9 protein-coding genes are annotated in these 13,172 nt (G+C 40.8%); 5 read left to right on the top strand and 4 right to left on the bottom strand.

All coding sequences use genetic code 11. The features are described 5' to 3' along the window. The first annotated feature begins 927 nt into the window (after positions 1-927). Together I8752_RS19285 and I8752_RS19280 are read left to right on the top strand one after the other, a co-directional pair. Positions 928-1,833, top strand: a complete 906-nt coding sequence (locus tag I8752_RS19285) for an XDD3 family exosortase-dependent surface protein (RefSeq protein ID WP_214433912.1) — start codon at positions 928-930, stop codon at positions 1,831-1,833. Positions 1,834-2,127: 294 nt separating this feature from the next. Next, positions 2,128-2,904: a hypothetical protein gene (locus tag I8752_RS19280; RefSeq protein ID WP_214433911.1), complete on the top strand. Its 777-nt coding sequence runs from the start codon at positions 2,128-2,130 to the stop codon at positions 2,902-2,904. 103 nt (positions 2,905-3,007) lie between these two features. Here I8752_RS19280 and I8752_RS19275 read toward each other — a convergent pair whose 3' ends face one another. Next, positions 3,008-3,832, bottom strand: coding sequence for an SDR family NAD(P)-dependent oxidoreductase (locus tag I8752_RS19275; RefSeq protein ID WP_214433910.1), 825 nt, complete (start codon positions 3,830-3,832; stop codon positions 3,008-3,010). A gap of 894 nt (positions 3,833-4,726) precedes the next feature. Between I8752_RS19275 and I8752_RS19270 the strand changes: the two genes are divergently transcribed. Next, positions 4,727-6,934, top strand: coding sequence for an EAL domain-containing protein (locus I8752_RS19270; RefSeq protein WP_214433909.1), 2,208 nt, complete (start codon positions 4,727-4,729; stop codon positions 6,932-6,934). Positions 6,935-6,991: 57 nt separating this feature from the next. Here I8752_RS19270 and I8752_RS19265 read toward each other — a convergent pair whose 3' ends face one another. Then, positions 6,992-7,390 (bottom strand): TIGR02588 family protein, encoded by a 399-nt coding sequence (locus I8752_RS19265; protein WP_214433908.1) that lies wholly within the window; start codon positions 7,388-7,390, stop codon positions 6,992-6,994. Continuing rightward, positions 7,387-8,283, bottom strand: a complete 897-nt coding sequence (locus I8752_RS19260; RefSeq protein WP_318780867.1) for a TIGR02587 family membrane protein — start codon at positions 8,281-8,283, stop codon at positions 7,387-7,389. The genes I8752_RS19265 and I8752_RS19260 overlap by 4 nt, the downstream gene beginning before the upstream one ends. Before the next feature lie 306 nt (positions 8,284-8,589). Between I8752_RS19260 and I8752_RS19255 the strand changes: the two genes are divergently transcribed. Further along, positions 8,590-8,772 (top strand): CsbD family protein, encoded by a 183-nt coding sequence (locus tag I8752_RS19255; protein ID WP_214433906.1) that lies wholly within the window; start codon positions 8,590-8,592, stop codon positions 8,770-8,772. A gap of 186 nt (positions 8,773-8,958) precedes the next feature. On the opposite strand, the gene I8752_RS19250 is transcribed toward I8752_RS19255, so the two are convergent. Further along, entirely contained in the window at positions 8,959-9,231 is a 273-nt protein-coding gene (locus tag I8752_RS19250; protein WP_214433905.1) for a GlsB/YeaQ/YmgE family stress response membrane protein, read from the bottom strand. Between the two features lie 528 nt (positions 9,232-9,759). Between I8752_RS19250 and I8752_RS19245 the strand changes: the two genes are divergently transcribed. Next, positions 9,760-13,119 carry a CHAT domain-containing tetratricopeptide repeat protein gene (locus I8752_RS19245; RefSeq protein WP_214433904.1) on the top strand — a complete coding sequence of 1,120 codons (3,360 nt, stop codon included), beginning with the start codon at positions 9,760-9,762 and terminating at the stop codon, positions 13,117-13,119. The last annotated feature ends 53 nt before the right edge of the window (positions 13,120-13,172 follow it).

Raw genomic sequence — 13,172 nt, 5'->3', positions numbered from 1 at the left:
GGATTGGGGATTGGGGATTGGGGATTGGTGGCAGCCCAGAAAGACGAGTCACCAATCTCGCCGCACCAGGGGCAGTACCATTCTGTTTCATCTTCTTCTAAACACCAGTTCGGCACTGCACCGCCGCAGCAATAGCAACGTACTTTTATTTTTGGATTAAGAAAATTGTTGATATTAGAAAAATAGCCATCATACATGAAGGTACAAAATTCTCTTTTTGTCTAATAAGTAATTGCTATCAAAACAAACGTGACCTATCTCCCCCCGGAAATAGGTCACGTTTTTTCACGTAAGAATGATGAAGCATGAGTGTAGATCGTTGTTTCCCCGCATAATGCTACTAGAATCGCCTTTCCTCCCCAGTTTCCAGAAATGTAATAGACTATTTTCCCTTCGTTCATAGCTATTAGAAAGTTAAGATAACGAACTTATTAGGTAGTTGTACTCGCTCTAGGCTTAATGAAAATTACTATCAACTTGTAAAGTCAGGAATGATAAGGCTTTTGGCGATTTTTGAGTAGCGATTGAGTAGCAATTTTGAAGTTTTAGCATTGTGCGCCTTGAAATCATTGTGCGGCGCTCGTTGCAGCCGCAGCGTAACGCAACTGCTTACAAATATTTCCAGCAATAATATAGCGATTCTAGCTTGAGTGCAATGCAGAATGAAGAATGTCATTGCCTTAAGTTCGCATAGCGGGACTTAAGACCATTCTAGTAAAGCCTCTAGCCTTTTGTTATCGGCTGCTTGCTACAACCTAATCAATCCTATTTTTTCTATACGTACGTATTATTTGGTATTTAATAGAATTTTAGTAATAAATTTTACTAAAATTTTATCCAGATTCTACCCCTGAAAGCTAAGAGCTTTATAGTAACTTGAGTAAGCTATTGACACGGAAACAACTCATTCTTACTCCTGGTAAATCAATGCGTATTAAAAGAGCTTTTCTTTACACAGCAGCCGTTACTCTTAGCCTGATGTCACTAGCTGGACAAAAAGCAAATGCCGGACAGCTCTATAACAATTGGAACTACGGTATTGACTCTTTTAGTGATGGCTCTGGCGGAGCCGTTTATGACATTAAAGGTATGGCTGTCAAACAGTCAGGTGATAAAGTTTATGTTGCGCTCACTGGTGGGATGCCCTTGGGTGGAACAACCGACCCGGATGATTATTGGCATCCCGGTAACTCTGTCCACATTGGCTGGAGTGACTTGTTCTTTAACTTCTCAGGCCAAGACTTTCAGACTGCTAGCAATAACGGACAGTTATTTGCAGTCAAGTTTGCCGACTACGGCAGTGGCTTGTCAACGGGAGTTTATCAAGGAGTGACAGCCAAGAGTACAACTACTGAGCATGGTGGCTACAGTAACTTGAAGTGGTATTATGACTGGGGTTGGGGTCAGAATAACACCCAAGGCACGGACTTTGCGACTGCACAAGATGTTTACAACTATTACTACCCAACTACAGCTGCTCAGAATCCAACTTGGAATAACACCCCTCTTCTCAACGCCATTGGTTCAGGTACGAAAGTAGGTAATATCTCCATGCTCAGTGCCAATGAGTTGAGTGCTGCTGGACTCGATTTCGGACATTTTTCTGCTACAGGAGACTACACCATTGGCTTTGCATTTGACAAAGCATTAATTGGCAGTGGCAACTATGTTAGTAATATTTTCCTAGAGTGCGGTAATGACGGAGATGCACTCAAAGGTAACTTCAAATCTACTCCCGAACCTTCTGCTGGGGCTGGCTTGTTCGTTCTCGGACTGGGCTTTGGGATGATTAAGATGCGTCAGCGTCGCAAAAGTTTATTAGTAAAGGGTTAAATACCACGCCTTCGTAATGTTAATAATCCCTGACAGCACTTGACTTGAAGGGATTCTATTTATTTACAGCATCTACCAATCTCATTATGGCGTTCCAGTAACAGCGTCAGCATCTTCTGAGTCAACTGCAAACAAAATTTAGACTGACAATAAATCGTTTTGCTAGTTTTCGTTGAGAGCCTTTTCGATTTTTGTCAAAAGACAGTCTGTAAAACATTTTTTTATTATGTTGATACAACGAAATAAGTAATGTTTGCGGTAAATTGCTGTTTAAAGTCGTAATGGATATTGCATATGCAGCTTCTTGAAGTTCCCGATGTTACAGTCATTGCAGGGGAAAATGCGCTTCTTGTTTCTCAACTGCCTCCTGTATGGCAAGACATTGCTAGGGGAACGGCAAATGTCGGATGCAATCGACAAAGTTATATTGAGATGGCTCAGTTGTTCCTATACAAATTACAACAAGGTGATGTTGATTTATTTAGCGACAACAAAGCGCTAGCTTCTCTAAAACCTTCATTTTCCCAGTTATTTGGACATCTAGGATGGGAAACTTTAGAATTCTACGGTTATGACTTGATGATTCACAACTATCCAAACTTTGAAGAAATTCTGAGTGAGTTTGAGTCAAAAGGAACTGAGTATGCTAATGAGGTAAAAGTAGCTCGCATTGGCATCGATCTTTTTTGTGAGTTTGGTTATGAATTGCCTGCGAGTTTCTATCACGTACATTTAGCTCCCATTTATCGAGATCATGTATTTGAAGAACGCGCTCTGAGATTTGACAAGCGCGACATAGAACATAAGCGTTCCTGGGATGCCATCTTACATGCTGGCAAGGTGTTTGCTATCCAAATGAAAGTACAAAGTATTGCCTCTAAGTACGGCTTTACTTATCAACACGGTTGCGGTTGCAATTCTCACTTATCTTCTATCGATTCATCTGAGGGCGCATTTGCCTATGAATTGAGCCAACAAAAGCGATCGCGGTGGATTCGCAGTTTTGTCTGGACTGCATGGTACGAGTATGCTTTCTTTCCAATTGTGCCAAATACCAGTTATTTAGTCTAAAAAAACAGAAATCATTCCGTCAGACTAAATGCAGCTACACAAACAAAGCTCCAAAGTTCTGAGCAGAGGAACCCTCCGCTCAGACTTACTTCTAAATTGCATCCTAGAGAGAGCCATAACGTTGCCGCTGTTTACGCATAATGAAATTATTAATTAGCAACGACAATTGGGGACTCAAGCGGTATATCCACCAAAACACATGCACATACCTGGGAAATGCTACGATTAATTGTCCCTTTTCTACCCCATGCAGTATATTTTTGACAGCAGTCGGCACATCAATAAATTTTAGGGGTATGCGACTTTTAATCTGTTCTGCATTGACACTTTTGCCGTAAGCACCGCTTTTGAAAAGATTGGTATCAATATAACCAGGACATACAACTGTCAGCTTGATTCCATGATTTTTGGCTTCTGATGCCACTGACTGAGTTAGACCAGTTAAGGCATGTTTAGTTGCTACGTAAGGCGAACATAAGACACCAGGCATTAAGCCATACATAGAAGCAATATTCACGATATGACCGCTACGCTGGTGGATCATTTGTTGATAGGCTGCGTACATTACATAGACAACACCAAGTAGATTGATATCTACAGTGCGCTGCCACGTCGCGGGATCGAGTTCCTGAAATTCTCCTCCCACTCCAACGCCAGCGTTATTAAACACATAGTCGAGCCGCCCATAGTCATTTATCACAGTACTAATGACTTGTGCAACGCGCTCTGGGCTTGTTACATCTAAACTTGCAGCTTCTACATCTCTCCCTGCTTGCTGCAAATGCTTCGCTAGCTTGAGCGCAGCTTCTGCATTGATATCAGTCAGTACGACTCTAGCACCGCGCCGCGAAAGCTCCTCACACAAACCTTGCCCCAAGCCAGAAGCACCACCCGTCACTAGGGCCACTTTGCCGGAAAAATTACTCATTTTACGACTTTTTAACAGTGGAGGACTTCAAAAGTCTAGCTATGAAAATATTTTGTGTCAACTATAAAATGAGTTTATTTCTAATTTAATGCCCAAAGATTGTAATAGTGATTAAAATAACATTAATTTTATTATTATCGCTCATGACAAACATTTTAATTTTGTTTAATTGTCATTAAAGTACTATTTTTGAATGCAGCAATTGCCGAATTTAATCTAGAATATCGGTGCGATCGCCCAATTTAACAATCGTTGTAATTCAGTACATTAATCAAATTTTCAATATGGTCTTCCGTCACTTCAAGAGTTGATATTTATGAAAATCAAACTATTACGATCAATATTTAGTTTTTAATATCTGATAATTTCAAAAGTTATTTATAGCATTTTTCTGGAAAATTACGCTTCATGATTACTTTTTATTATTATGCACTGGTAAAAGTCACCATACATTTAATGTAAAGTTTTTAATCACTATTAAGTCTATTATTGAAGTGAATTTGTATTATTTACTTAAATCAAAATAAATGTGTAAAAAAAATTTAAGAAAAGTCTGGTTCTACTTGACATATATGACAAATTTATAGTTGGTTAAGGTTAGAGAAACTAGTATTTTTGAGTATTGCTAAATTGAAATATGATTAAAATTAAAAAAACTAACATTCTTTAAATTACCCCAGCTTCCTTGAATATTTCTACTCCACACCAGTCACTACTCTGTGCTAAGGCGTTTTACCTACAACAATCAGGTAAAGTTTCACGCTATTAGTGAGTTACCCAATAAGCTAAATTATCTAACTCATAAAATCTTCACCTACTTAAAGTGCAATTCATTTCTTACAGTCAGACTGGCGGGAACACTAAAATAAATCGGGTTGAATAAGGCGGTTATCTATGAGCCAAAAGTGTGCTACCTCCAAGACTTGTGCTTGTCACAATACTGTGCGCTGCCGAACTGGGGAAGCAGGTAGGCTCTTTCTCTGGTTCCCCATTCCTCATACTTTGACAAAAGTCACCTCCTACCTACAGCAGTTCGCTCTTGAGTACGAACTGATGGACGAACGGCCGGGTCTGACTTTGAACTGTAGACCCGGACAGGCTCAAGAAATTGCCCGTACTTTAGCTCAAATCCTTGCACCGAGGGAATTAAAAGAAACGCAAGTTCTTTTTCTTCGAGGTGCTATCCAACCTCAACTCCAAGATTTTAGTGACATTGCTTCATTGCAGCGCTTTATTAAATTTAATCAGTCAGACTGGCTGGTTGAAATGCTGGCAAGAGAAAAATTCACCATTCATTTTCAACCCATCGTCTCAATTCAGGACACATCTCAGATTTATGGATATGAATTGCTCTTGCGAGGGCTGGACGAACAAGACAATCTAGTACCACCGGGATCGATCCTGGAATTAGCAACCGAAGCCGGACTGTTGCCACAACTCGACCGAGTTGCTCGCCTTAAAGCAATTACAGAAGCCAACCGCCATCAAGTCAGCGGGCATATTTTCATTAATTTTGCACCAACGGCTCTTTATGACCCCATTTCTTGCCTACACAGTACGGTAGAAGCAATCGATCGAGCAGGCATTGAGCACGAGCGAATTGTCTTTGAAGTCGTGGAGTCAGATAATCCTCAAGATTTAGCCCATCTCAAAGCCGTGCTGCAATACTATAGGGATACTGGGTTTTTGGTTGCCCTTGATGACCTTGGTTCTGGTTATTCCAGTTTGAACTTGCTGCATCAGTTACGTCCAGACTTTATCAAATTGGACATGGAGTTAATTCGGAATGTGCATCAAAACCTGTATAAAGCCTCGATTACCGAGAAGCTTCTAGAGATTACTCAAAAGTTAAATATTCAGACCGTCGCCGAAGGAATTGAGTGTATAGAGGAACTGAACTGGCTGCGAGAACGAGGCGCAACGTTTGCTCAAGGCTATTTGATTGCCAGACCTAGTGCTGTTCCCGCCACTACAACCCCTCACTTCGACCCGATCGCTTTAACTATAGCATCAGCAGATTCTCAGCTGCTTGAGCAGCGCGTTCAACACCAAAGCGAGTCAGAGCGAATTGTCGCAGCTGTAACCCAGCGGATTCGGCAATCGTTGGAATTAAACGAGATTCTGCAAACCACAGCAGATGAAGTGCGACAACTGTTTGAGGTAGACCGAGTAGTTATCTATCAGTTTCAGCCAGACTGGAGTGGCTTAGTAGCAGTAGAATCCTTGGCACAAGGGTGCATATCCATTTTGGGATTTAATGTTATGGACACGTGCTTTCAATCTACACATGCCAGTTATTATCAACAAGGTAATAGTAGAGCGATTGAAAATATTGAAACAGCGGGACTATCGCCGTGTCATGTTGACCTCCTCCTCAGTCTGGAAATCCGGGCAAACCTTGTTGTGCCGATTTTGCAGCAAGAGCGTTTGTGGGGGCTATTAATTGCTCATCAATGCAGTCACACTAGAAGGTGGCAGCAATCGGAGATTAACTTGTTTAACCAGTTAGCAAGTCAAGCTGCGATCGCTATTCAACAATCCGAACTTTACCATCAATTACAACTAGCAAACCAAGAATTACAGCGCCTTGCCTCTTCGGATGGTCTGACCCAAGTAGCAAATCGACGCTGCTTCGATGATACGCTGAATGCAGAGTGGCAAAGGTTAGCACGAGAGCAAGCTTCGCTATCCTTAATTTTGTGCGATGTCGATTTCTTTAAGCTTTACAACGATACCTACGGACATCTAGCAGGAGACGATGCACTCAGACATGTTGCCTGGGCAATCTCTCAGATAGTAAAACGCCCTGCTGATTTAGTTGCTCGGTATGGTGGAGAAGAGTTTGCTGTCATTTTACCCAATACTGATGTTGAAGGAGCGATCGCAGTAGCAACAGAGATCCAGACCAATATTAGAGAATTGCAACTGCCTCATCCAAATTCTCAAGTCTATGAATTTATCACCCTTAGTCTTGGTGTGGCAACCATTATTCCTCATAACCAATCATCTCCCGCAACCTTAATTGCTGCTGCTGACCAAGGACTCTATCAAGCAAAAGCACAAGGGAGAAATTGTACGGTGCAAATCGACTGTAAAAATTAGGACTTATACTAATTCGTATAAATTGTTGAGTTTAATTTTTAATTTCGCCTTGCGGTACTAAGGTGATTTATAACTAGAAACGCGTAGAGTTAACTTACCTTGGCGGGGATTTTTACTAAATATAAATGCACCTTCTTCCTTTTCGCCACGAGATAAAAAATCTATTTGTTGTTCTCCTGTTTCTGCTACTTTGCCATCAATCTGTAACTCAGCCATAATCTGAACTGACTCGGCTGTTTCTCCTCCAGTATTTACGACTTCAAAGGGAACATAAAATTGTCCCTTTATTTCCCTAACAGTTTTGTTAGTCACAGAAAGGACAGGAGGTTCGTGCTTGTCTTCAATCCAAGTGTAGACTACTAATCCGACAATTACTGCTAGGATAAATGAGGCAGCACTAAATGTTACCCACTCCGCGGGCGATTTTTGAGGTTTTTGTTCTTCTGTATTAGTCATATTGCTAATCTACCAGCCGCACCACCAATAGTTGCAGGTAAACCTAGCACCAAAGCATGTTCTAACCACATCGTCCACGGATCGTCTAAAGTTATTTTTTGAAAGAACCACAGCATAAAAGCGCCTGCAAATAAGGATAATAAGTAAGACATAATTGTTTCGCTTGATGGTCGTTGGAAGATTCCTTGCTGCTGTCTGCGTTTTTTTTGGTCTGAAAAGCCTGCTTGAAATACAATCCCATAAGAGATTGCCAAAGATGCAACGATAATTGCTAAAAGCCAGGGTGGTGATACCGCAGCTGCTAGCATGGGAATTTCATCTGTTGGGGCGATGTTAAATGCAATTACTGTTGCACCAATTAAAGTTGCACCCATGTCAGAGAGAGTGGCTTGTAACTCGTCTCCATCGTGTTTGGTGGGGCTGTTTGGATGGCTTTTTTCTTCTGTATTAGCAGCATTGCTACCACTGCTATCTCCTAAGAATTGGTTGGCTAATGCTACACCAAGGGTAAATGGTACGCTTTCAAAAATGATTTTACCTAAGATTTCTCTTAGAGAAGTTTCAAATGTTAATTCTCGCAATAACAGTAGCACCAAAGTAGAACAAACTAGACCGATCGCAATTGCTTCTACTGTATCTATTACTGTTTCATAAACTCGCAAATTACGTCTGCGTTTACGAAAGCCTTCTGTCTGATTGAGTAAGAAAACAGCAATAAACATTAATGCGATCGCCAGCATTACTTGTTTGGGTTCGACAAGCGAGCCAATCCACCAAACTTCCATAGTATACAGTAACGGTATCCCAAATAAAAAACCTCCACAAGCACCGCGAATGATGTCATTTATCTCTTTCGCCCACAGATTTTTCTGATGCTTTGTTGCCACTCTAATGTTTTTCCTTGTAAATCAAACTTGCTTTTTGTTAATTTAGACGCACAGCGACTTGCCGCAGGCTACCATCAAGGATGCATAGATGCGTACTCTCAGCAAAACCTGAAGATAACCATTGATAAGTATAAAATTTGCTTAATTAAATATTTGCTTGTTAAGACATCTTACCATTTCATAACGCATCTATCTGAAGTTATTAAATAGTTAAAATTTAAATCTATCTAATTAGAGATATAAAAAATGTACATTCGTGATATTTTTACTTTTAGTCAGCAGTTCAAGTAACTAAAGGTAAAACAAAACACTATGAGTATCGAAAAAAGAGTAGAAGCTACCGCAAAAAACATTGAAGGTAAATTACAAGAAATAGTTGGAGAAGTGACAGGCAATCCAGCAGACAAGGCAGAAGGACAAAACAAACAAGCTGAAGCTCAGGTTATTCACACTACAGAAAACATCAAAGATGAAGTGAAGAAGATTATAGAATAATTTAGATTCTCCCTTCTAATCTTCATCAGCTTTCATCAATTACAGATTTTTAAGATAATTTAGAATTAGCAATAAACGATAAATCACTCCTATTTTGAAACGATAGGAGTGATTTTATTTATTATTAACGAAAAAAAGTTAGCTTCTAATAGATCGCCTCTAACTATAGTTGCTATTGATAATGTACTAATAACTGCTATGCCGAGTTAACAAACTCCAGATAAAAATCGCAACTATTGCGCCAATAATAGCAACTATGATGCCAGAAATACTGAGACTTGCGGCAGTGAGTTGTAATTTTCCTGTGTCTAAAAGTGTAACTAAAGTTCCTCCAATCACAGCACCGATGATACCTAAAATCATGGTTGCAAAGATGCCACCACCCTGACGACCGGGGTAAATAGCTTTAGCTATAGCTCCAGCGATCAAACCTAGAATTATCCAAGCAATAATGTTCATAATTTAATGCATTAAAATACTTATCGATAGCTTATTAATTGAAATATAGCTTTCCTTCTATCGAAAGAGATAACTATAAAATATGTAGAATAATTTACGTTTTCATAAAAAATATATGTATAATTTCACATCAGCTAAGATAATAAATGTCTGAAAATATTTTTTATACTTGGCAAAAAAGATGAATGCAAAACTTATATTAATAAATCGATAACTCAGGCTGATGTTTTGTCTGTATCGATAAGGTAATATTTTTAATTGCAGATATAGCAATCTGATTTAATTTCTGAATAACTTCTAGAGACAGAAAATAGGGACGAGGCATAACCCACCATCTCAAGATTTTGGTACTTACGCTACGCGGTAACACATCCTACTGACGTGGCAAGATTCCAACTCAGTGGCAAAAACCACTCGTAAAATAACAATAAATTTTCGGCAATTTCTCTGAGAAAAACTAAATAATTGACTACTGGCAGCATTTTTGTCTGCGTCAATATTGCTGTGGCTGTTTATTTTTTCAAGTCTATGTTTGTTTTAAAGCGCTTTCCATCTTATTTTACTCGTTGCAGTATAACTGTATTACTTAGTGTAGTTTTGCTTGCTGATGCGGTAGGGGCTACAGCGAGAAGCACGCAATTGCAGATAGCACAACAGTCAACAACGCCAGAAAATAGCAAACGTGCGTGGGGACAACAATTGTTGATACAAGGACAGAAACTTTACGGACAAGGTACAGCAGAATCTAAGCGAGAAGCGATCGCTAAATACCAACAAGCACTGAAAATCTGGCAAGAAATCGGCGATCGCAATTTACAAGCAAATACGCTGATTGGTATTGGTAAAGTTTACTTGGAGTTAGGCGACACAAAAAAGTCACTTGACTTCTACAATCAAGGGCTGACAATTCAAATTGCCCAGAAGGATTTGCCCGGACAAGCCGACACACTCTATACTATCGGCAAAATCTACACAGGCTTGGGCGAACCTCAAAAGGCATTGAATTCTTTAAATCAAGCCTTGGCAATTCAACGTACAAGAAAGGAAGTCGCCGAACAAGCCGACATCTTAACCATTATCGGTGCAGTCTACATCTCTGTAGGTGAAAATCAAAAGGCACTAGACTCTTTAAACCAAGCGCTGCAATTGCAACAATCTCAAAAGAATCTGTCTGGCCCAGCTTTGACCTTGAACCTCGCTCAACAAGCCTCGACTCTCTCGGCGATCGCTGGTACTTATCATGCCTTGGGTCAATCTCAAAAGGCAATAGACTACTATAATCAAACGCGATCGCTTTTTCAAAAGGTGGGTTTAAGTAATGGTGAAGCTGAAATTCTCAACCAAATGAGTATTGTCTACGACTCCTTGGGTGACAAGCAAAAAGCCCTCGATGCATTAAACCAAGCATTAGCGATTCAGCATAGCGATCGCAATCGTAGCAGAGAAGCTTTTACCCTTAACAACATTGCCGCAATTTATCAGTCATTCGGCGATTATCAGCAAGCACTCAACTCATACAACCAAGCATTAGAACTCAGCCGTCAGGTTGGCGATCGCAGTGCTGAAGCTGATACGCTCAAGGGTATCGCTTTAGTATATAGTTTGTTGGGCGACTATACCTTAAGTGTGGAAACTTACAACCAAGCACTAGAGATATTTAAGCAGATAGGCGATCGCAGTTCGCAAGCGCAAATTCTCGATAATATTGGTAGCGTTTATCGATTAGCAGAAGATTATCCCAAAGCATTGGATTATTACAACCAAGCACTAGTATTGTGGCGCGAACAAAAAGCTGTTTTTCAGGAATTTGGCACACTCACAGGTGTTATCAGAGTTTATGAATCATTAAAAGATTATCCCAAAGCGCTCTCAGTTGCCAATCAGCTGCTTTCAACGTCACGTCAACAAAAAAGCGGCTTTGTAGAAGCTTCTGCATTGGCTTTGTTGGGTAGGATATACCAAGCATCAGGCGATTATCAAAAAGCTTTGGATTTCTCTACCCAAGCTGTATCTCAGTGGCGAAAGTTACAGTATCGGGATGCAGAGGCTAAGGTTTTAGGTAACATCGGCGACTCTTACAATTCATTGAAGCAGCCGCAACAAGCGATCGCCACTTACAATCAACAATTAACACTGTTGCGAACCTTGGGCGATCGCACGAGTGAAGCTGACGCACTTTATCATATTGCTCTTACAGAACGCGATCGAGGCAATCTCAAAGCCGCTCGAACTCAAATTGAATCCACAATCAAAATCGTTGAGGATACGCGCAGCAAAGTTTCCAGCCAAGAACTGCGTACTTCTTACTTTGCCACCGTGCAGAAGTATTATGAGTTTTACATCGATTTACTAATGCAGTTGCACAAGCAAAATTCATCGCAAGGATACGACGCATTGGCACTGCAAGCCAGCGAACGCTCCCGCGCCAGAACTTTAGTAGAACTGTTAAGCGAAGCGAATGTAGATGTCAAAAAAGGCGTTGACCCAAAACTTTTAACCCAAGAAAGTAATTTACAATGGCAAATTGATGCCACAGAGAAAAAACTTTCACAGCTATCCAATCAAAATAATACTCCGCAACAACTTACAGCCCTAACAGTACAACTGACAAATCTTCTCGACCAACAGCAACAGCTAAAAGCAAAAATCCGCGCTCAAAGTCCTGAATATGCTGCACTGAAATATCCCGACGCGATCGCCTTGCCGCAAATTCAGCAACAATTAGATAAAAATACTCTGCTGTTAGAGTATTCTTTGGGTGAAGGGCGCAGCTATCTCTGGCTAGTCACATCTAATTCTCTCAACAGTTATCAACTCCCCGGACGCGCCCAAATAGAAAAAGTAGCAAAAAACTTTTACAACAATTACTTAAAAAACTCTGGAATTAAAGGATTTTCCCCAGAAGAAACCGCTCAAGCTGCTGACGAACTTAGTAAACTAATCCTCGCACCCGTGGCGGATAAGTTGGGGCAAAAACGCTTAGTAGTTGTTGGTGATGATGCTTTGCAATACATTCCTTTTGCCGCATTAACATCAGGAAAATCGGCAAATGCGTCAAATTATCAACCATTGGTAGTCAACCATGAAATTATCAGTCTGCCTTCCGCTTCTACCATTGCCATTTTGCGAAAAGAACTCAAAGGGCGTACCAAAGCGCCGAAAAATCTAGCCGTCCTTGCCGACCCGGTATTCAGTGCTACAGATGAGCGCGTAGCTGCCAAACCCGCAAATAAGACTAACGACCCCAATCTTCAACTACAAGCATCTGCTCTCAAGCGGTCTGCTGATGAAATCAACCGTAGCAGCGTTGAAAGACTCAAAGGCACTCGTACTGAGGCCCAAGAGATTTTGAAACTCGTACCGCCTTCAGAGGGATTGGAAGCTTTGGATTTTGATGCTAACTACAATTGGGCAACTAGCAAACAACTCAGCCAATACCGCATAATTCATTTTGCTACCCACGGTTTCGTTAATAGCACCGAGCCAGAATTATCGGGAATAGTACTGTCTCTGATAGATAAACAAGGTCAGCCCCAAAGAGGCTTTTTGCGACTAGATGATATCTTCAATCTCAATTTTCCAGCAGAGTTAGTGGTGCTGAGTGCTTGTAAAACAGGGTTGGGTAAAGAAGTTAAAGGAGAAGGATTAGTAGGGTTGACAAGAGGATTGATGTATGCAGGTGCAGCTAGAGTTGTAGTGTCTTTGTGGAACGTAGACGATGAAGCGACATCTGCGTTAATGCGAGAATTCTACAGCCAAATGTTGCAACAGGGAAAATCTCCCGCTGCTGCCCTCAGAGCTGCACAAATTCAACTTTGGCAACAAGAGCAGTGGCGTAATCCTTATTTCTGGGCAAGTTTTACCTTGCTTGGGGAATGGCGGGAGTAGTTGGGGGAGATGAGGGAGATGGGGGAGATGAGGGAGACAAGAAATAATAATTA

The organism is Dendronalium phyllosphericum CENA369, from assembly GCF_016056275.1.
Lineage (GTDB): Bacteria > Cyanobacteriota > Cyanobacteriia > Cyanobacteriales > Nostocaceae > Dendronalium > Dendronalium phyllosphericum.
This window is presented reverse-complemented; position numbering and strand designations above follow the sequence as displayed.